Below are 18,030 nucleotides of genomic sequence, written 5' to 3' on the forward strand. Positions count from 1 at the left end.
CAGGGGGCTTGCCGCCTTCGATACACCTCTCCCCGTAAGAGCTCCAGGTGGGGCACCCCTGGGAAGGCCCGCTCGAACTCTTCCACGCGGAAGCGGTACCGGGTGGCCATGCCCTCATTATGCCCCGTGGCCGGAGTAGTGCCTGAGGCCAAGCCGCCAGAGGAGGCGCCAAAGGAGGAGGAAGAACCCGCCCCAAAGGAGCATGACCCAAAGGCCCGGGAAGAGGCCCACCTCCTGCCCGGCCAGGAGGGCGGCGGGGAGGTAGACCAGGTAGGGGAAGGGGGTAAGGAGGGCGAGGGCCCGCAGGGGCTCGGGGAAGACCTCCAGGGGGGCGATGGTGCCGGAGAGAAAGAGGTAAAGGAGGAAGAAGACCTCCTCCACCGCCGTGGCCCGCTCGCTCCAGAAGGTGAGGAGGGCGGTGGCGTATTGCATGAGGTAGCGGAGCAAGAAGGCGAGGACGGTGAGGAGAAGGCCCAGGAGGAAGGGCCCGGGCTCGGGTTGGAAGCGGGCCTCGGGGAAGAGGAGGAAGAAGAGGAGGGTAAGGAGGATGACGAAGGGGAGCCGGGCGAGCCTTTCCGCCACGTGGGCCGCCAGGTGGTCGAAGAAGGGGTCCAGGGGCCTCAGGAGGCGGAAGGAGAGCCTTCCCTCCACCACGTCCCGCTCGAACTCCCACACCACCCAGACCACCGTGGCCTGGCGCACCAGGAAGACCATGAGGAAGTAGCGGGCGAACTCCCCAGGGCTCAAGGGAAAGGTCCCGTGCCGCGCCGCCTCGGTCCACACCCCGAGGAGGATGAGGGGAAGCGCCCCCGCCAGGGCCCAAAGGAAGAGCTCCGCCCGGTACTCCAGCATGTAGGCCAGGTAGACCCCAAGAAGGGCCCGGGCCTTCCTCACCCCTCCACCTCCTTGGGGCTTTGGAAGACCCGGGCGATGACCTCTTCCAAGGGGGGTTCCTTGACCTCGAGGTCCTCCACGGGAAGCCTCTTCAGGATAAGGGCCACCCGCTCCGTGAGGCCATCCCGGGGGACGAGGAGCCTAGCCTCCCGGCCCTCCGCTTCCCGCACCTCCCCGAAGGCCTTTAGGGCCTCCTTGGGAAGGGGCTTGGCCAGGACGAGCCGCACCTCCCGGTAAGGGGCGAAGCGGGTCAAGAGGCCCTCTAAAGCCCCATCGTAGAGGAGCTTCCCTTGGTGGATGACCAGGACCCTTTCGCACAAGGCGGCGATATCCGCCATGTAGTGGCTCGTGAGGAGGATGGTGGCCCCATAGCGGGCGTTGTACGCCCGCACGAACTCCCGCACCGCCACCTGGGCGTTCACGTCCAGGCCTAGGGTGGGCTCGTCCAGGAAGAGCACCTCGGGGCGGTGGAGGAGGGCGGCCAGGAGCTCCGCCTTCATCCTTTCCCCCAGGGAGAGCTTGCGCACGGGTTGGTGGAGCTTGCCCTCTAGCCCCAGCATCTCCGCAAGCTCCCCCACCCGCCTTCGGAACTCCCCCTCGGGGATCTCGTAGATGGCGGCGTTGAGCCGGAAGGTGTCCATGGCGGGCAGGTCCCAGATGAGCTGTTGCTTGTTGCCCATGACCAGGGTGATCTTCTTCAGGAAGGCCTTTTCCCGCCGCCAGGGCACGTGCCCCGCCACCAGCGCCTTGCCCCGGGTGGGGTGGAGGAGCCCGGTGAGCATCTTCAAGGTGGTGGTCTTGCCCGCCCCGTTGGGGCCCAAAAAGCCCACCACTTCCCCTCGCTGGATGGCGAAGCTCACCCCCTCCACCGCCTGCACCCGGCGGTACTGCCGGAAGAGGAAGTGGCGCAGGGTACCCAGGAGGCTTTCCTCCTTGAGGGCCACGCGGAAGTGCTTGGTGAGGTCTTGGGCCAGGACCACGGCCTCGAGGCGCACCCCCTAAGTCTACGTGGTGTAATGGGTTTCGTGCGCTACCTGCGGGTTTACCTCCTCTTCTTGCGCCTTTCCCTGGCGGCGGAGATGGAGTACCGCCTGAACTTCCTCCTGGGGCTTTTCTCCTCGGCCCTCACCCTGTTGGGGGCCCTGTTGGGCCTCTTCCTCCTGTACCAAGGGGGGTACCGGCCGGGGGGGTGGGCCTGGGAGGAGGCCCTTTTGGTCCTGGCCGCCTTCACCCTGCTCCAGGGCCTTGGGAGCACCCTCCTGGCCCCCAACCTCAACAAGATTGTGGAGCACGTGCAGCAGGGTACCTTGGACTTCGTCCTCCTGAAGCCCTTGGACCCCCAGTTTTGGCTTTCCCTCAGGGTTTTTTCCCCTTGGGGCCTCGGGGACTTCCTCCTGGGGGTGGGGCTTCTTCTCTATGGGGGAAGCCGGCTTGGCCTTGGGCTTGGGGACTACCTCCTTTTCGCCTTCTACTGGCTCGTGGGGGCGCTCATCCTCTATAGCCTCTGGTTTCTCCTCGCCACCACCAGCATCTGGTTCGTGAAGATCTACAACGTCACCGAGGTCCTGCGGGGGCTTCTGGAGGCGGGGCGCTTCCCCGCCTCCAGCTACCCGGCCCTTTACCGCTTCTTCTTCACCTTTGTGGTCCCCGTGGCCTTCCTCACCACGGTGCCAGCGGAGGTGGCCTTGGGGCGGGGGGAGGCGCCCTGGGTGGCCCTTGGGCTCGCCCTGGGTCTTTTCCTCCTGGCCCGGGGCTTTTTTGGGCTAGCCCTCCGGGGCTACACCTCGGCCAGCAGTTAAAATCCACCCCATGGACTGGCTTTGGGTCCTCCTGTTGGCCTACCTCTTCGGGTCCATCCCCGCCGGGGTCCTGGTGGCCCGCACCTACGGCGTGGACATCCGCAAGGTGGGTTCGGGGAACATCGGGGCCACCAACGTCCTCCGGGCCTTGGGGCCTGGCCCGGCTTTGGTGGTGGCCTTCTTTGACGTGTTTAAAGGCGGCATCGCCGTGCTTCTCGCCCGGTGGGTGGGGATAGAGGGTCCCTTGCTCGGGGGGGTGGCCTTGGCGGCCGTCTTGGGGCACAACTACTCGGTGTTTCTCGGCTTCCGGGGAGGGAAGGGGGTGGCCACCAGCTTCGGCACTTTGCTCTTCCTGGACCCCGTGCTGGCCCTTTGGACCCTCCCCATCGGCCTTTCCGTGATGCTCCTCACCCGCTATGTGTCGGCGGGGAGCATGACCGGGGGCGTGGCGGCCTTGGTGTTGTCCTTGGCCTTGGGCCGGCCCCTTTGGGAGGTGGGCACCGTGGCCCTCATGGCCCTCCTGATCTTCTTCACCCACCGGGAAAACCTAAAGCGCCTGCAGGCGGGCACGGAAAGGCGGCTGGGGGAGAGGGCGGAGGTGGGCCATGCTTGACCTTTTGGTCATCGCCCCCCATCCCGACGACGGGGAGCTCGGGTGCGGGGGGACCTTGGCCCGGGCCAAGGCGGAGGGGCTTTCCACGGGCATTTTGGACCTAACCCGGGGGGAGATGGGCTCCAAGGGCACCCCCGAGGAGCGGGAAAAGGAGGTGGCGGAGGCGAGCCGCATCCTGGGTTTGGACTTCCGCGGGAACCTAGGCCTTCCCGATGGGGGGCTTGCGGACCTCCCCGAGCCGCGCTACCGCCTGGCCGAGGCGATGCGGAAGCTCAGGCCGCGGGTGGTGTTCGCCCCCCTCGAGGCCGACCGCCACCCCGACCACACCGCAGCAAGCCGCTTGGCGGTGGCCGCTATTCACCTGGCGGGCCTGAGGAAGGCCCCTGTGGAAGGGGAGCCCCACCGGGTGGAACGGCTTTTCTTCTACCCCGGCAACCACCCCTTCACCCCCAGTTTCCTGGTGAAGATCTCCGCCTTCATAGACCAGTGGGAGCAAGCGGTCCTGGCCTACAAGAGCCAGTTCAGGGGCGAGGCGGTGAGCGAAACGGTAGGCCCCAAGGGGGTGGAGGCCCGCAAGGCCATGCGCCGCTACTTTGGCAACTACCTGGGGGTGGACTACGCCGAGCCCTTCGTGAGCCCTTTGCCCGTGCTCTACGTCCCTTGGTCCCGGGCCTAGGCCCTTGCATAACTTTGCAAGGGCGGGGTATCCTAAGGGCCTCATGGGGGGAGACGCCCTGACCCTGCCTAAGGACCTTTTGGACTTTTCCGGCTACGGCGCCCAGGCCATCCGGGACCTCGTGTCCCTGGCGGAGCGGTTTAAGCGGGAGCGTTACCGGGGGGAAGACCTTAAGGGCAAGGTCCTCGCCCTCCTCTTTGAGAAGCCCTCCTTGCGCACCCGCACCACCCTGGAGGTGGCTATGGTCCACCTGGGGGGGCATGCGGTCTACCTGGACCAGAAGCAGGTGGGCATCGGGGAGCGGGAGCCCGTGAAGGACATCGCCAAGAACCTGGAGCGCTTCGTGGAGGGGATCGCCGCCCGGGTTTACCGGCACGAGACGGTGGCGGCCTTAGCCCGCCACGCCCGGGTTCCCGTCATCAATGCCCTTTCCGACTGGGCTCATCCCCTCCAGGCCCTGGCCGACCTCCTCACCCTCAAGGAGGCCTTCGGGGGATGGGAAGGCCTCGAGGTGGCCTGGGTGGGGGACGGGAACAACGTCTTGAACTCCCTTCTGGAAGTGGCCCCCCTGGTGGGGCTACGGGTGCGGGTGGCCACCCCTAGGGGCTACGAGCCCGACCCCGCCCTTCTGGAGAGGGCCAAGGCTTACTTCACCCACGATCCCAAGGAGGCCGCCTTTGGGGCCCACGCCCTCTACACGGACGTCTGGACCAGCATGGGCCAGGAGGCGGAGCGGGAAAAGCGCCTAAGGGACTTCCGGGGCTTCCAGGTGAACGGGGAGCTCCTCACCCTCCTCCACCCGGAAGGGATCTTCCTCCACTGCCTTCCCGCCCACTACGGGGAAGAAACCACGGAGGAAGCGGTGCACGGTCCCAGAAGCCGGGTGTTTGACCAGGCGGAAAACCGCCTTCACACCGCCAAAGCCGTCCTCCTCACCTTGCTAAAGTAGGGGTATGGTCCGCTCCCACCGCTTTCGCCTGGAGGAGTGCTTGGAGCTTCCCCTGCTTTGGGTCAGGCCCGGGAAGCCTCTGGCCTTTCCGGAGGTCTTTGGGGAGGCGCCGTGGTAAGGGTGGGGATCCTAGGGGCCTCGGGCTACGGCGGGGCGGAGCTCCTCCGCCTCCTTAAGGCCCACCCGGGGGTGGAGCTGGTGGGCTTTTCCAGCCGCAAGCACGAGGGCAAGGCCCTTTCCGCTGCCTGGCCCCAGCTTTGGGACGAACGGCCCTTTGCCTCCCAGGAAGAGGTCTTGGAGCGGGCCGACGTCCTGTTCCTGGCCCTCCCCAACGGCCTTGCCATGGGAATCGTCCCCGAGGCCCTAAAGGCGGGTAAGCGGGTCATAGACCTTTCCGGGGACTACCGCCTCCCCCCGGAGGTCTACGAGGCTTGGTACGGGATCCGCCACCAAAGCCCGGAGCTATACGCCCAGGCCGTCTACGGCCTACCCGAGCTCCACCGGGAGGAGCTCAGGGAGGCCCGCCTGGTGGCAAACCCCGGTTGCTACGTCACCGCCGCCACCTTGGCCCTCGCCCCCCTGGCGGCGGAGGGGGTTCTTCGGGGGGCCTTCCTGGTGGGCCTAAGCGGGGTTTCGGGGGCGGGCCGGGAGGGGGAGGGCACCTTCTTCGCCGAGGTGAACGAGAACCTCAAGCCCTACAAGGTGGGGGGCACCCACCGCCACATCCCCGAGATGGAGCAGAACCTGGGCCGCCTCCTGGCCCAGGGGCGCAGGGTGCGGACCCACGGGCCCAGGCGGGAGGTGCGCCTTTCCTTCACCCCCCACCTGGTGCCCATGACCCGGGGCATCCTCCTCACCGCCGAGGCGGAGGTGGAGGGGGCCTGGAGCCAAGAGGCCCTGGATGCCCTCTACCGGGACTTCTACCTGGGGGAGCCCTTCGTGCGGGTTCTGGCGGGGCTTCCCGAAACCAAGGGCACCTACGCCGCCAACCGGGTGGACCTCAAGCCCCTGTACGAGGAGAGGACGGGGCGCGTCCTGGTTTTCGCCGCTTTGGACAACTTGGTGAAGGGCATGGCGGGGCAGGCGGTGCAGAACCTGAACCTGATGCTAGGCCTTCCCGAGGACACCGCCTTGCCCAAGGAGGGCGTATGGCCGTGAGGTTACCCAGGGGTTTCCGCGCCGGGGCTACCCGGGCGGGCATCAAGCCCTCAGGCAAGCCGGACCTGGCCCTTTTGGTCTCTGGGCTTCCCGCCCACTGGGCCTACGCCGCCACCCAGAACCGGGCCGCCGCCCCCTCCATCCACCGGGGGAGGGCGCTTTACGCTTCCTCGGCACCCCTGAAAGCCGTGGTGGTGAACGCCGGCAACGCCAACTGCGCCACCGGGGAGCGGGGCTTTCGGGACGATGCGCGGATGGCGGAGCTCGCCGCCTTGCGCCTGGGCCTCGCCCCGGAAGAGGTGCTCACCGCCTCTACCGGGGTGATTGGGGTGCCCCTGCCCGTGGAGAAGATCGAAGCGGGCCTGCCCCAGGTGGAGCTCACCCCTTACGCCGATGCCTTCGCCGAGGCCATCCTCACCACCGACCTGGTGCCCAAGGTGGCGGAGGCGGAGGTGGCGGGGGCTAGGGTGGTGGGCATCGCCAAGGGGAGCGGGATGATCCACCCCAACATGGCCACCATGCTGGCCTTTTTGGTCACGGACGCCTCGGTGCCCCAGGAGGCCTTGCGGGAGGCCTGGAGGGGCATCGTGGATCGCACCTTCAACCAGGTGACCGTGGACGGGGACACCTCTACCAACGACCTGGCCCTGGTCCTGGCCAACGGGGCCTATGGCGAGGTTCCTTTGGACGCCTTCTTCCAGGCCTTGGAAGGGGTGGCCCGGGAGCTGGCCAAGCGGATCGCCCGGGATGGGGAAGGGGCCACCAAGCTCATGGTGGTGCGGGTGGTGGGGGCGGCCACGGAGGCGGAGGCGAGGCAAGCGGCCAGGGCGGTGGCGCAAAGCCTCCTATGGAAAAGCGCCCTTTACGGGAACGATCCCAACTGGGGGCGGATCCTGGCCGCCTTGGGCAACTCGGGGGCCCGGTTTGACCCCTTGCGGGTGCGCATCTTCCTTCAGGGCATACCCCTCTATGCCGGCGGGGTCCTTCCCTTTGACCGGGAAGCGGCGAGCCAGGCCATGCGCCGGGAGGTGGTGGAGGTCCTGGCTGACCTCGGGGAAGGGGAGGGGGCGGCGGAGGCCTACGGGTGCGACCTCACCGAGGGGTATGTGCGGATTAATGCGTTGTACACGACTTGACTTTTTCTTGGGAAAGACTTAACATCTCCTCACGAGGGTGGAAGCCCTCTATATGGAGGTGAGCGATGAAGAAAGCAGTGGTGGTGGCTCTTGCGGGTCTTTTGACGGCGGCTATGGCGCAGAAATTTTCCGTGGAAGCTGGCGCAGGCTTCTACGGAGGCCTAGGTGGGCAGCTTGCCGTGGTGGCGGAGGACTTCACTCCTGGGCTTCCCTTGGGGGTGCGGCTGGGCGTGGGCTTCGCTCAGAGCGATGCGCTTAACGATGGAGAAACCTTTACTTCCATTTCTGCGAGCATAAACACGGGAACTACGAAGTGGGGTGATTACAAAAAGAACAATGAGCTTTCCGAATGGGGCCAGAACATCACCCTCTCCCTGGACGTCCTCTACAAGGTGACGGGCCTGGGCTTGCCTGTGGAGGTGGCGCCTTACGCCGGGATCCGGTACAACTTCTTCTCGGGTGGTTTCACGGATCCTAACAATAATACGTCGATCAAGAGCTATGCTGTTTCTTCCAACCAGCTTGGCTTCGGCGCCGGGGTGCGCCTAGCCTACCCCCTCATGCCCAACCTGAGCGTGGTGGGGGACCTGGGGGTGGACTACTACCTGAACGCTTGCTTTAAGGAAGTTACCGAGCCTGACTCCGGTAGCAAGAGCGAGGGTTCTGTTTGCCCCGGGGACAGTGGCTATGACAACTACAACAAATCCATCACCCAGCCCGAGTGGGTTTTCAAGCTCCGGGTGGGCGCTGCGTACCGCTTCTAAGCCCTAAAGGGTAGCATGGAGGGGATGCGCAGGCATCCCCTTTTTCTTTTGCTCTTCCTCGCCGGGTGTTCTCGGCCCGATGCGGCCCCGCCGGAGCTCGGTCTTGTGGAGCCCCTGGGGGGAGCGGTAGCCCCGGGCAAGGCCTTGGTGGTGGAGGGCTACGCCTTCGACCCTTCCGGGGTGGTGAGCGTGCGGGCGCAAGGGGAGGAGGTTTTGGGGGGGGCTGAGAAGGGCAAGCGGTTGGTGCGCTTCCGCTTCCGCCTCCAAGCCCCCACCTCGGGGGAGGTGGAGCTCCGGCTTTTGGCGGTGGACGCCCTGGGTCACCAGGGGGAGCGGCGCGTTCCCTTGGTGCTGGACGCAGCCCCGCCCCGCATCGTGGTGGAAAGGCTGGAGCGGGAAGGAAAGCTGTACCGGGTCTACGGCCGGGTGGAGGACAACGTGCGGGTGGACCGGGTGGTGGTGCAAGAGGGGGGGCGCTACACGGCGCTTTCCCTGCCCAAGGAGCCCAAGGTGTCCTTCCTGGCGGAGGTGCCTCAGGGGGCGGTACTGGTGGCGGTGGACGCCGCGGGGAACCGCGCCTCTCGCCGCATACCCTGAGGGGGAGTTGTGGTAAACTTCCGGCGGCTATGCCGCTAGGGGAAGCCCTGCAAGACCTAGCCCGGGCCCTCCGGGAAACCCCCCTCAAGGTCCAGGAGGCGGGGCGCTTCCGGGAGATCGCCAAGCTCCTGCACCGCTTCCCCCCAAGCCGGGAGCGGGATGGGCTTTTGGCGGTGGCCTACCTGCGGCTTTATCAGCTTTTCGGCCAGGAGGAAGACTATCTTAAGGGGTATAGCTACGCCCGCACCGCCCGCCTCGAGGCGGTGCGGCTTCTAAGCGAACGTTTAGGAGAACGCCTATGAAGGACCTTCTTGGCTTGCTTGCTGTCTGGAGCATCGGCCTCTCGGGTTTGGCCCTTGTGGTGGGGGTGGTTTTGATCCGCCGAGGGGAGCGGGTTTGGCACCACCGCACCATGCTCCTCGCCACCGCCTTGGCGGCGCTTTTCCTGGTCTTCTACCTCACCAAATGGGGGCTTTACGGCACCACGGCCTACGGGGGGCCGGAGGCGTGGCGGGGGGCGTACTACTTCATTCTCGTCACCCACACCCTCCTCGCTGCCCTCAACGGTCCCTTGGCCCTTTACGTCATCTGGCGGGCCCTTAGGGGGGAGTTCACCCTCCACAAGCGCTGGGCCAAGGTTTTGGTGCCCGTATGGCTCTACGTGGCCCTCACGGGCTGGGTGATCTACCTGGTGCTCAAGCGTTACGGGGTGGAGTCGGGGGGGATCGCCTTCTAGACCAGGGCTCCACCACGATCCTTCCCTCCACCACCCGGGCCAGCTCCGGGCCTTCCGCCACCTCCCCTTCAGGGGCCTGAGCCAGGTGGGGCCCGATGCGGAGTTGCTTGGCGGCCAGGCTGAGGGCGAAGATGAAGCGGTCCTCGTCCCCTCCCGCCCCGGCGTGGGCCAGGCCCCGGAGCTTGCCCACCACGATCACGTCACCCCCCGCCACCACCTCGGCCCCCGGGTTCACGTCCCCCAGGACCACGATGGTGCCGGGGTGTTCCGCCCGCTCCCCGGCCCGTAGGGTCTTCCCCACCACCAGGGTGCCTAGGCTTTTGTGGCTCCGGGAGGGCACTAGGGTGAGGGGGCGGCCCAGGGCCAGGAGGGCTTGGAGGACCTCTTGGGACACGGGGCCCGCCACCTCCACCTCCAGGGGAAGGCCTTCGGGCAGGGTGAGGCGGGCTAGGTCCTCGGGGCTTTCCCCCCCGTCCAGCCGCAGGGCCAGGGCCTTGGGCGTGGCGCGTAGGCGCATGAGGTCATTCTACCGGGCCTGGGCCTCCTGGCCTACCTTCCAATAGGCCTCCATCACCTTGCGCACCGCCGGCAAGGCCACCCGGCTTCCTTCCCCGCCGTTTTCGAAGAAGGCCACCACCACCAGGGGCGGGAGGGGGCTTTGGGGGTCCGTGGGGCCATAACCCATGTACCAGGCGTGCTCCAGGCCCCGGCGCTTGCCCGGGGTTTCCGCGGTGCCCGTTTTGCCCCCGGTGGGCACGGGGAAGTTGCCCAAGACATGGTGGGCAGTGCCCTCGGTGACGGTTTTGCGCAGGCCTTCTTGGAGCACGCCGAAGAAGCGGCCCGGTACCGGCTCTAGGGCGGGCTTTACCTCCTCCTTGCCGATCCGCTTCACCAGGTGGAGCCGGGGCTTCTTCCCCCCGTTGGCCAAGGTGGCCAGCATCCGGGCGATCTGGGCTGGGGTGGCCAGGACCGCGCCCTGGCCGATGGCCACGGAGAGGGTTTCCCCGGGGTACCAGGGCTCCCCAAAGGTTTCCCGCTTCCAGGCGCGGGTGGGGAGGAGGCCCGTCTTCTCCGCCACCTCCACCCCCGTGGGCTCCCCTAGGCCCAAGAGCCGGGCCCGGGCCGCCAGGCGGTCCACGAAGCCCAAGGGGTCTTGGGCCACCGCCTGGTAGTACCAGGTGTTGCAGCTCCAGGCGATGGCCTCCCGCACCGTCATGGGGCCCATGTCCCGGGTGGCCCAGTTGCGCCGCACCTGGCCGCCGTAGACGATGTAGGGGCTACAGCGGTAGGTGGTGCCTGGGCCCACGTACCCCTCCTCCAGGAGGGCGTAGCTGGTGGCGAGCTTGAAGGTGGAGCCCGGGGTGTAGGGCTGTAAGGCCCGGTTCAAAAGGGGAAGGTCCTTGTCCTGAAGGAGGTCTTGCACCTCCTTGGGCACAGGGCGCTTAGCGAAGAGGCTGGGGTCAAAGGAGGGGGCGCTGGCCATGGCCAGGACCTCCCCGGTGCGGGGGTCCAGGGCCACGATGGCCCCCTTGACCCGGGTATCGAGGGGGAGGCCGTTTAGCCTGCGGCCGGCGTTGATGTCGCTTAGAGCCTCCTCCAGGGCCCGCTCCGCCGCCCGCTGTAGGTCCAAATCCAGGGTCAGGACCACGTCCTGCCCAGGGGTGGGTTCTTCCAAGATGGTTTCCCGCAGGCGCTCCCCCCGGACGTTCACCTCCACCGCCCTCACCCCCCGCTTGCCCCGGAGCTCGGGTTCCAAGGCGGCCTCGAGGCCCGCCTGGCCCACCTGCTCGTCCGGGCTATAGCCCCGCTTCACCTGCTCGGCGTTGGCCTGAAGGACGTAGCCCAGGACGGGTCCCGAGATGGGGTTGGGGTAGTGGCGCTCAATCCGCTCCACCAACCTCAGGTTCTTCTGCCCGGCGGTGAGTTCCGCCAGGGTGGGGAGGAGGTGTTCCGGCACCCCGGCCTTGAGCACCCCGGGCGCCTTGGGAAGCTCCTTCAGGCCCAAAAGGGGAAGGAGCCGTTCCTTGAAGGCCACCTCTCCCCCCTCGTACACCAGGTCCACCACCAGGCGGTCCTGGGCGAGGACCCGGCCCTTGCGGTCCAGGATCCTCCCCCTGGGGGCGGGGATGCCCTCGGTCTTCAGGTAGTTCCCTTGGCTCTTTAGGGCGTACTTCTCGTGCTCCAAGACCTGGAGCTGCCAGGCCCTAAGCCCAAGGAGGGCGAAGGCCAGGAGGAAGAAGACCATGAGGGCGTAAAGCCGTGCGGTCATGGCGCCTTACCCAAGCCGCCCAGGCGGAGGGCGAGGAGGAAGAGGGGAAGGGTAACAAGCCCCTCCAAAAAGAGGTCCAAGGGCAAGAGGGGCGGAAGCTCCAGGCGGAGCCAGTAGGCCACCAGGAAGTAGCCGAACCACTTGGCCAAAAAAGCCCAAAGGAAGGCGAAAAGCGCTCCCAGGGCTTCCCCCGCCACCAGGCGGCGGCTTGCCGCATAAAAAGCGTAGGCGGCGAAAAGGAGCCCCGTGGCGTGGAGGCCCAGGAGCCCGAAGCCCAGGAGGTCCTGCAGGAGGCCCAGGAGGAAGGCGGCGGGAAGCCCCAGGTAGTAGGGCCTTCCCCAGGCGTACCAAAGGGCGAGGACCAGGAAGAGGTCCGGGGCCATGAGCCCCTGGGGCCAGACTGCCCCCAAAAGCCCAGCCAGGAAGAGGGTTAGAAAAAGGGCGAGAAGCGCCGTCATAGGGGCCTCAGGACGATGACCTCCTCCAGGAGGGAAAGCTCCACCAAGGGCTTGGCCCAAGCCCTAAGCTTCAGCCCCCCTTGCACCCGTTCCACCCGCTCCACCCTCCCCACGGGGATGCCCGCAGGGAAGAGGCCCAGGGGGGCCCCGGTGAGGAGGAGCTCCCCGGGGGCCACCTGGACCGAGGGGGGAAACTCCGCCAGGAGCCGGTCCGGGGGGGCGCCGCGGGCCACGCCCCGGCCCAGGGCCTTCTCGGGGCGCACCCCCACCTGGCTTTCCGGGTCCAGGAGGGTGCGCACCAGGGCCCGGTGGGCCTCCACCTCCACCACCAAGCCCACGAGCCCCTCGGGGGCGGTGACGGGCATGCCCACCCGGATCCCCTCCTGCTCCCCCAGGCCGATGACCAGGCGGCGGTAAAGCCCCGAAAGGTCTTCCCCCACCACGGGGGCCACGGCCACCACCCCCGGGGCCTGCTCCTGCCGCACCTTGAGGGCCCGGGAAAGCCGCTCCACCTCCAGGCGCAGCCGCTTGTTCTCCGCCTCCAACGCCGCCACCTGGGCTCGCAGGGCCCGGTTTTCCCCGTAGAGGTCCTGGCGGTTCATCAGGGCGGCGAGGTTTGCCCTTAGGTTCTCCCCCAGGCGGTGGCCCAGGGCAGGAAGGGGGGCGGTGAGGGGGGAGAGGCCGAGGGCCACCCGGGGGGCTAGGGGCCGGGTAAGGGCGGCCAGGGCGAGCCCCAAGGCCAGGAGGAGGAGGAAGAGGAGGCGGCGCAGGGCGGTCTCGCTCACGGCCTGAACCCCCTTTGCCAAAGGAGGGCGAAGACCCGGGCCACGGGCAGGCCCACCACCGTGTAGAAGTCCCCTTCCACCCGCTCCAAAAGGGCCATGCCGAGCCCCTGGGCCCCATAACCCCCCGCCTTGTCCAGGCCCTCGCCGCTTTGCACGTACCAGGCGATCTCCTCTTCGGTGAGGGCGCGGAAGCGCACCGCAGCCGTGTGCACCTCCACCACCACGTCCCAAGGCGTGCGCAGGTAGATGGCGGTGTGCACCCGGTGGGTTCTGCCGGAAAGGAGCCGGAGGAAGAGGCGGTTTTCCTCCGGGTCCTTGGGCTTGCCCAAGGCCTTGCCCTCCAGGTCCACCACGGTGTCCGCCGCCAGGACCCAGGCCCCTTCCACCCTTTCCCCCTTGCGGCGGGCGAGGGTTAGGGCGAGCTCGGGCGGGGGAAGGGCCAGGTCCTCCTCCGCCACCCCGGGGACCACCACCTTTAGGGGGTAGCCCAGGGCCTCGAGGAGGGCCTTGCGCCTAGGGCTTCCCGAGGCCAGGACTAAAGGGGTTCGCCCGCCTGCCAAAGCCTTAACACCTCCTTTCGGTAGGCCTCCGCCAGGGAGGGGCTTTTTAGGACCAGGAGGTTTTCGTTGTTGACCTCCCGGGCCCGGAAGGAGAAGTTGTAGCTCCCCGTGATCACCTGGGTGCCGTCCAGGACCATGACCTTGTGGTGGAGGGTGTAGGGGTTAGCGTCCTTGCGCACGGGAATGCCCCCTTGCGCCAGGGCCTCGTCCCGGCTGTCCCCCAGGTTTCGGGCCTCGAGGACCACCCGCACCTCCACACCGCGCCCCTTGGCCTCTAGGAGGGCGTCCACGATCTCCCGGTCCGTGAGGACGAAGGCGGCCACCAGGACCTCTTGCTTGACCCCCCGGACCGCTCTGAGGATGGCCTCCTGGGCGAGGCCGCCCCCCTTGGGGCTAAAGTAGGCCACCCCCTCCACCCCTTCCAGGGCGAAGGCCACGGGGCGGCCCAGGCCCTCCTTGACCCCGCTAAAGAGGGCCTGGAACTCCCGGGCGTAGCCCTCCGCCAGGGTGGGGGAGGGGAGGAGGAGGGCGTTTTCGTTGTTGCGGGCGAAGGCGTTCCAGGTCATGTTCACGCTCCCCGTCCAGACCGCCTTCTGGTCCACCACCAGGAACTTGTGGTGCATAAAGCCCTCCCGCTCGTCGTAGCAGACGGGGATGCCGGCGATTTCCTCGCATCCCGGGGCAAGGGGCTTTACCTCCCGCAGGAGGGCGCGGGGCAGGCGGGGCGGCTCCTCCTTCTGCCCCAAGGAGGCGGCCAGCAAATAGCGGCGGAAGTCGTCCCGGTAGTCGCTTTCCCCGTAGAGGCGCACCCGCACCCCCCGGGCCTTGGCCTCCAGGAGCCCGCGGGCGATTTGGAGGTCGCGGAACTCGTAGAAGGCCCCGTCCAGGCTCTCCTCCGCCGAGGCCATGAGGGCGAGGAGCCGGGCCTTGGCCCTGTCCCCCTCCTGGGGCATGAAGTAGGCCTCAGCCCCTCCCGCCTCCGGCAGGGGTGGGGCGGGCTTGCGGAGCTCCTGGTAGGCCCAAAGGAGGAGAAGGACGAGGAGGACCAGGTAGCCGGGAAGCCCCCCCAGGGTCTTTGGCCTCCGCCGCCTAGTACCCACCCGCCTCCTCCCCCCGCACCAAGGCCACGCCGCTGGAGGTGCCAAGCCGGCTCGCCCCCGCCGCCAGGAGCTTGAGGGCGGTTTCCCGGTGGCGGATGCCCCCCGCCGCCTTAACCTGGGCCCGGCCCCGGGCCACCCGCACCAGGAGTTCCACGTCCTCGAGGCTCGCCCCCCGGGGGCCAAAGCCCGTGGAGGTCTTGAGGAAGTCGGCCCCGCCCCGGATGGCGGCCTCCGCCAGGGCCTCCAAGGCCTCCGGGGTGAAGTACCCCGTTTCCAGGATCACCTTGAGCACCGCCCGGGGCACCGCCTGGCGCACGGTGCGCACCTCCTCCTCCACGTAGGCCAGGTCTCCCGCGAGGGCCCGGCCCAGGTGGACCACCATGTCGATTTCCTCCGCCCCCCGGGCGTAGGCTAGGCTGGCCTCGAGGGCCTTCACCTCCTTCTCCTGGTACCCCAAGGGGAAGCCCACCACCGTCACCAGGCGGAAGGGCGCATGGGGGTAGCGCTCCCGCACGAAGCCCACGTAGGAAGGGGGGATGCAAAGGCCATAGAAGCCGTACTCCAGGGCCTCTTCCGCCACCTTCAAAATCTCTTCCGGGGTGGCGGTGGGCTTCAGGAGGGTGTGATCGATGTGGGCTGCTAGGTCCATACCCTGCCATCATACGCAAGGGGCGTGATAGGATGAAAAGAGGCCCCCAAGCGGGGCTTTTTTTGAGGTAAGCATGCTTGCAGTCGGCATCGTAGGTCTACCCAACGTGGGCAAGTCCACCCTCTTCAACGCCCTGACCCGGGCGGGCGCCTTGGCGGCCAACTACCCCTTCGCCACCATAGACAAGAACGTGGGGGTGGTGCCCCTGGAGGATGAAAGGCTTTACGCCTTGCAGAAGGTCTTCGCCAAAGGGGAGCGGGTGCCCCCCGTGGTGCCCACCCACGTGGAGTTTGTGGACATCGCCGGCCTCGTGAAGGGGGCCCACAAAGGGGAGGGCTTGGGCAACCAGTTCTTGGCCCACATCCGCGAGGTGGCGGCCATCGCCCACGTCCTCCGTTGCTTCCCCGACCCCGAGGTGGTCCACGTCATGGGCCGGGTGGACCCCTTGGAGGATGCGGAGGTGGTGGAAACCGAGCTCTTCCTCGCCGACTTAGCCACCTTGGAGCGCCGCCTTGAGCGCCTGCGCAAGGAGGCCCGGGCCGACCGGGAAAAGCTTCCCCTCTTGGAGGCGGGAGAGGCGCTTTACGCCCACCTCCAGGAGGGGCGGCCCGCCCGCACCTATCCCCCTTCCGACGAGGTGCGCCGCTTCCTGAAGGAAACCCCCCTCCTCACCGCCAAACCGGTGATCTACGTGGCCAACGTGGCGGAGGAGGACCTTCCCGAGGGGGAAGGGAACCCCTACGTCCAGGCGGTGCGGAGGAAGGCCGAGGCGGAAGGGGCTGGGGTGGTGGTGGTTTCCGCCAAGCTGGAGGCGGAGCTCGCCGAACTCCCCGAGGAGGAGGCCAAGGAGCTTCTGGCCGCCTATGGCCTCACACAAAGCGGCCTGCAACGCTTGGCCCAGGCGGGGTATAGGGCCTTGGGGCTTGTCACCTTCTTCACCGCCGGGGAGAAGGAGGTGCGGGCCTGGACGGTGCGCCACGGGGCCAAGGCCCCAGAGGCGGCGGGGGAGATCCACTCGGACATGGAGCGGGGCTTCATCCGGGCCGAGGTAATCCCGTGGGACAAGCTGGTGGAGGCTGGGGGGTGGGCCCGGGCCAAGGAGCGGGGTTGGGTGCGCCTCGAGGGCAGGGACTACGAGGTGCAAGACGGGGATGTGATCTATGTGCTCTTCAACGCATGAGCCCCTTCCAGCTTGACCGAACCCTAAGTCTCCCCTAAGATGGGGTTGCCTGGCGCCCTTGGCGGCGTAGCTCAGGTGGTTAGAGCACACGACTCATAATCGTGGTGTCGTGGGTTCGAGTCCCACCGCCGCCACCAGCGCCGGAGGAAAACGGCTTCCGCCCCGTTCCCAAGGGCGGAAGTTTCTTTTTCCCGCATGTGGGCACCCCCCTTAGTGGGCACGTCGTGGGAACACAATCATGTGAACGAACCGAGTACAAAACGGAACAGAAAAGGAACTTTATGGAAAGGCTATCGGAATAGCAGGAGGTTCTCTGGTAGGACGGCGAGGCTTGCGGGTGTTGGGCTTTAGGCGCTTGATGGGGTGCTGGGGTTCCCCTCCTTGCCCTGGGGCTACTTTTTGCCGCCCCAAGCCGCTAGAGTGGGAAGCATGGAACGCTCCACCTCCGCCAGGCTTTTCGCCGAGGCAACCCAGCACATCCCAGGCGGTGTTTCCAGTCCCGTGCGGGCCTTTCGGGCCGTGGGGGGAACCCCCGTGTTCCTGGTGCGGGGGGAAGGCGCCTACGCCTTTGACGCCGACGGCAACCGCTACCTGGACTACGTGATGAGCTGGGGGCCCCTGATCCTAGGCCACGCCCACCCCGAGGTGGTGGCGCGGGTGAAGGAGGTGGCGGAAAAGGGGCTCACCTTTGGGGCACCCCACCCCTTGGAGGTGGCCTTGGCCCAGGCGGTGAAGCGGGCCTACCCCTGGGTGGACCTGGTGCGCTTCGTGAGCACCGGGACCGAGGCTACCATGTCCGCCATCCGCCTCGCCCGGGGGTACACGGGCAGGAAGTACGTGGTGAAGTTCCGCGGCAACTACCACGGCCATGCGGACGGCCTCCTGGTGGAGGCGGGCTCGGGGGCCCTCACCTTCGGCGTGCCCTCCAGCGCCGGGGTGCCCGAGGAGTACGCCCGGCTCACCCTGGTCCTGGAGTACAACGACCCCGAGGGGCTGAGGGCGCTTTTGCGCGCCCGGGGCGAGGAGATCGCCGCTATCATCTTTGAGCCGGTGGTGGGGAACGCCGGGGTCCTCATCCCCACGGAGGCGTTTTTAGAGGCGTTGCACGAGGCCAAGGACTACGGCGTCCTCCTCATCGCCGACGAGGTGATGACGGGCTTCCGCTTGGCCTTCGGCGGGGCCACGGAGCGGCTTGGCCTCAAGCCGGACCTGGTCACCTTGGGGAAGATCCTGGGCGGAGGGCTTCCCGCCGCCGCCTACGCCGGGAGGCGGGAGATCATGGAGCAGGTGGCCCCCTTGGGGCCCGTCTACCAGGCGGGGACGCTTTCCGGCAACCCCTTGGCCATGGCGGCGGGGCTCGCCACCCTGGAGATCTTGGAGAAAAACCCGGGCTACTACGCCCAGCTGGAGGCCCTAGGGGCCACGCTGGAGGCGGGGCTTAGGGAGGTGCTGGGGGAGAAGGGCATCCCCCATGCCGTGAACCGCATGGGCTCCATGCTGACCGTCTTCTTCACCGAAGGCCCGGTCCGCACCTTCCAGGAGGCTAGGCGCACGGACACGGAGCTTTTTAAGCGCTTCTTCCACGGGCTTTTGGACCGGGGGGTCTACTGGCCGCCCTCCAACTTCGAGGCGGCCTTCCTCTCCGTGGCCCACACCGAGAAGGAGGTGGAAAGAACCCTAGAGGCGCTGGACGAAGCCCTTTAGAAT

General features: G+C 67.5%; 21 protein-coding genes, 1 tRNA gene and 1 pseudogene. 13 read left to right on the forward strand and 10 right to left on the reverse strand.

Annotated elements, in window-relative coordinates; translation table 11 throughout:
* Positions 1-17 precede the first annotated feature (17 nt).
* The 3 genes and pseudogenes from ABXG85_RS01085 to ABXG85_RS01095 all read right to left on the reverse strand — a co-directional run.
* Positions 18-110: pseudogene (locus ABXG85_RS01085) on the reverse strand (Uma2 family endonuclease); the annotation flags it as partial.
* 7 nt (positions 111-117) lie between these two features.
* On the reverse strand, positions 118-894 hold the full coding sequence (locus ABXG85_RS01090; protein WP_353511888.1) for an ABC transporter permease: 777 nt from the start codon (positions 892-894) through the stop codon (positions 118-120).
* Positions 891-1,889 (reverse strand): ABC transporter ATP-binding protein, encoded by a 999-nt coding sequence (locus ABXG85_RS01095; RefSeq protein WP_353511889.1) that lies wholly within the window; start codon positions 1,887-1,889, stop codon positions 891-893. The genes ABXG85_RS01090 and ABXG85_RS01095 overlap by 4 nt, the downstream gene beginning before the upstream one ends.
* Before the next feature lie 30 nt (positions 1,890-1,919).
* Between ABXG85_RS01095 and ABXG85_RS01100 the strand changes: the two genes are divergently transcribed.
* The 10 genes from ABXG85_RS01100 (at position 1,920) to ABXG85_RS01145 (ending at position 9,322) form a co-directional block, all read left to right on the forward strand.
* Positions 1,920-2,693 carry an ABC transporter permease gene (locus ABXG85_RS01100; RefSeq protein ID WP_486401632.1) on the forward strand — a complete coding sequence of 258 codons (774 nt, stop codon included), beginning with the start codon at positions 1,920-1,922 and terminating at the stop codon, positions 2,691-2,693.
* Between the two features lie 10 nt (positions 2,694-2,703).
* Positions 2,704-3,306, forward strand: coding sequence for a glycerol-3-phosphate 1-O-acyltransferase PlsY (plsY, locus tag ABXG85_RS01105; protein WP_353511891.1), 603 nt, complete (start codon positions 2,704-2,706; stop codon positions 3,304-3,306).
* Complete coding sequence (gene bshB1 / locus ABXG85_RS01110; protein WP_353511892.1) at positions 3,299-3,982, forward strand: bacillithiol biosynthesis deacetylase BshB1; 684 nt, start codon at positions 3,299-3,301, stop codon at positions 3,980-3,982. Before plsY ends, bshB1 begins: the two co-directional genes overlap by 8 nt.
* Before the next feature lie 43 nt (positions 3,983-4,025).
* Positions 4,026-4,931, forward strand: coding sequence for an ornithine carbamoyltransferase (gene argF / locus ABXG85_RS01115; RefSeq protein WP_353511893.1), 906 nt, complete (start codon positions 4,026-4,028; stop codon positions 4,929-4,931).
* Positions 4,932-5,051: 120 nt separating this feature from the next.
* Complete coding sequence (gene argC, locus ABXG85_RS01120) at positions 5,052-6,089, forward strand: N-acetyl-gamma-glutamyl-phosphate reductase (protein ID WP_353512062.1); 1,038 nt, start codon at positions 5,052-5,054, stop codon at positions 6,087-6,089.
* Entirely contained in the window at positions 6,080-7,225 is a 1,146-nt protein-coding gene (gene argJ, locus ABXG85_RS01125; protein ID WP_353511894.1) for a bifunctional glutamate N-acetyltransferase/amino-acid acetyltransferase ArgJ, read from the forward strand. The genes argC and argJ overlap by 10 nt, the downstream gene beginning before the upstream one ends.
* A 65-nt stretch (positions 7,226-7,290) precedes the next feature.
* Positions 7,291-7,989, forward strand: coding sequence for a hypothetical protein (locus ABXG85_RS01130; RefSeq protein WP_353511895.1), 699 nt, complete (start codon positions 7,291-7,293; stop codon positions 7,987-7,989).
* 24 nt (positions 7,990-8,013) lie between these two features.
* On the forward strand, positions 8,014-8,586 hold the full coding sequence (locus tag ABXG85_RS01135) for a hypothetical protein (RefSeq protein ID WP_353511896.1): 573 nt from the start codon (positions 8,014-8,016) through the stop codon (positions 8,584-8,586).
* 29 nt (positions 8,587-8,615) lie between these two features.
* Complete coding sequence (locus ABXG85_RS01140; RefSeq protein ID WP_353511897.1) at positions 8,616-8,888, forward strand: hypothetical protein; 273 nt, start codon at positions 8,616-8,618, stop codon at positions 8,886-8,888.
* A complete protein-coding gene (locus tag ABXG85_RS01145) occupies positions 8,885-9,322 on the forward strand; it encodes a DUF420 domain-containing protein (protein ID WP_353511898.1) in 438 nt (145 codons plus the stop codon). Before ABXG85_RS01140 ends, ABXG85_RS01145 begins: the two co-directional genes overlap by 4 nt.
* Here ABXG85_RS01145 and ABXG85_RS01150 read toward each other — a convergent pair.
* The 7 genes from ABXG85_RS01150 to deoC are packed head-to-tail and all read right to left on the reverse strand — an operon-like array spanning position 9,282 to position 15,143.
* Positions 9,282-9,839 carry a septum site-determining protein MinC gene (locus tag ABXG85_RS01150; protein WP_353511899.1) on the reverse strand — a complete coding sequence of 186 codons (558 nt, stop codon included), beginning with the start codon at positions 9,837-9,839 and terminating at the stop codon, positions 9,282-9,284. The two genes, ABXG85_RS01145 and ABXG85_RS01150, sit on opposite strands and share 41 nt — an antisense overlap.
* Positions 9,840-9,848: 9 nt before the next feature.
* Positions 9,849-11,591 carry a penicillin-binding transpeptidase domain-containing protein gene (locus ABXG85_RS01155; protein WP_353511900.1) on the reverse strand — a complete coding sequence of 581 codons (1,743 nt, stop codon included), beginning with the start codon at positions 11,589-11,591 and terminating at the stop codon, positions 9,849-9,851.
* Positions 11,588-12,049 (reverse strand): rod shape-determining protein MreD, encoded by a 462-nt coding sequence (gene mreD / locus ABXG85_RS01160; RefSeq protein ID WP_353511901.1) that lies wholly within the window; start codon positions 12,047-12,049, stop codon positions 11,588-11,590. The genes ABXG85_RS01155 and mreD overlap by 4 nt, the downstream gene beginning before the upstream one ends.
* On the reverse strand, positions 12,046-12,834 hold the full coding sequence (mreC, locus tag ABXG85_RS01165) for a rod shape-determining protein MreC (protein ID WP_353511902.1): 789 nt from the start codon (positions 12,832-12,834) through the stop codon (positions 12,046-12,048). The genes mreD and mreC overlap by 4 nt, the downstream gene beginning before the upstream one ends.
* Positions 12,831-13,394: a Maf family protein gene (locus ABXG85_RS01170; RefSeq protein WP_353511903.1), complete on the reverse strand. Its 564-nt coding sequence runs from the start codon at positions 13,392-13,394 to the stop codon at positions 12,831-12,833. The genes mreC and ABXG85_RS01170 overlap by 4 nt, the downstream gene beginning before the upstream one ends.
* Positions 13,370-14,494: a phospholipase D-like domain-containing protein gene (locus ABXG85_RS01175; RefSeq protein ID WP_353511904.1), complete on the reverse strand. Its 1,125-nt coding sequence runs from the start codon at positions 14,492-14,494 to the stop codon at positions 13,370-13,372. The genes ABXG85_RS01170 and ABXG85_RS01175 overlap by 25 nt, the downstream gene beginning before the upstream one ends.
* On the reverse strand, positions 14,484-15,143 hold the full coding sequence (deoC, locus tag ABXG85_RS01180; protein WP_353511905.1) for a deoxyribose-phosphate aldolase: 660 nt from the start codon (positions 15,141-15,143) through the stop codon (positions 14,484-14,486). Before deoC ends, ABXG85_RS01175 begins: the two co-directional genes overlap by 11 nt.
* A 73-nt stretch (positions 15,144-15,216) precedes the next feature.
* On the opposite strand from deoC, the gene ychF reads away from it, so the two are divergent.
* The 3 genes from ychF (at position 15,217) to hemL (ending at position 18,027) form a co-directional block, all read left to right on the forward strand.
* Positions 15,217-16,323, forward strand: coding sequence for a redox-regulated ATPase YchF (gene ychF, locus ABXG85_RS01185; protein ID WP_353511906.1), 1,107 nt, complete (start codon positions 15,217-15,219; stop codon positions 16,321-16,323).
* 60 nt (positions 16,324-16,383) lie between these two features.
* Positions 16,384-16,460: transfer RNA gene (locus ABXG85_RS01190), tRNA-Met, on the forward strand.
* Between the two features lie 292 nt (positions 16,461-16,752).
* On the forward strand, positions 16,753-18,027 hold the full coding sequence (gene hemL / locus ABXG85_RS01195) for a glutamate-1-semialdehyde 2,1-aminomutase (protein ID WP_353511907.1): 1,275 nt from the start codon (positions 16,753-16,755) through the stop codon (positions 18,025-18,027).
* Positions 18,028-18,030: the final 3 nt, after the last annotated feature.

The sequence above is a fragment of the Thermus sp. LT1-2-5 genome, assembly GCF_040363165.1.
Lineage (GTDB): Bacteria > Deinococcota > Deinococci > Deinococcales > Thermaceae > Thermus.

Bases quoted from the DNA above. Each gene is read 5' to 3' on its own strand.
- plsY (WP_353511891.1), top strand. From the start codon at position 2,704: ATGGACTGGCTTTGGGTCCTCCTGTTGGCCTACCTCTTCGGGTCCATC.
- bshB1 (WP_353511892.1), top strand. From the start codon at position 3,299: ATGCTTGACCTTTTGGTCATCGCCCCCCATCCCGACGACGGGGAGCTC.
- argF (WP_353511893.1), top strand. From the start codon at position 4,026: ATGGGGGGAGACGCCCTGACCCTGCCTAAGGACCTTTTGGACTTTTCC.
- argJ (WP_353511894.1), top strand. From the start codon at position 6,080: ATGGCCGTGAGGTTACCCAGGGGTTTCCGCGCCGGGGCTACCCGGGCG.
- ABXG85_RS01130 (WP_353511895.1), top strand. From the start codon at position 7,291: ATGAAGAAAGCAGTGGTGGTGGCTCTTGCGGGTCTTTTGACGGCGGCT.
- ABXG85_RS01135 (WP_353511896.1), top strand. From the start codon at position 8,014: ATGCGCAGGCATCCCCTTTTTCTTTTGCTCTTCCTCGCCGGGTGTTCT.
- ABXG85_RS01140 (WP_353511897.1), top strand. From the start codon at position 8,616: ATGCCGCTAGGGGAAGCCCTGCAAGACCTAGCCCGGGCCCTCCGGGAA.
- ABXG85_RS01145 (WP_353511898.1), top strand. From the start codon at position 8,885: ATGAAGGACCTTCTTGGCTTGCTTGCTGTCTGGAGCATCGGCCTCTCG.
- ABXG85_RS01150 (WP_353511899.1), bottom strand. From the start codon at position 9,839: ATGCGCCTACGCGCCACGCCCAAGGCCCTGGCCCTGCGGCTGGACGGG.
- ABXG85_RS01155 (WP_353511900.1), bottom strand. From the start codon at position 11,591: ATGACCGCACGGCTTTACGCCCTCATGGTCTTCTTCCTCCTGGCCTTC.
- mreD (WP_353511901.1), bottom strand. From the start codon at position 12,049: ATGACGGCGCTTCTCGCCCTTTTTCTAACCCTCTTCCTGGCTGGGCTT.
- deoC (WP_353511905.1), bottom strand. From the start codon at position 15,143: ATGGACCTAGCAGCCCACATCGATCACACCCTCCTGAAGCCCACCGCC.
- ychF (WP_353511906.1), top strand. From the start codon at position 15,217: ATGCTTGCAGTCGGCATCGTAGGTCTACCCAACGTGGGCAAGTCCACC.
- hemL (WP_353511907.1), top strand. From the start codon at position 16,753: ATGGAACGCTCCACCTCCGCCAGGCTTTTCGCCGAGGCAACCCAGCAC.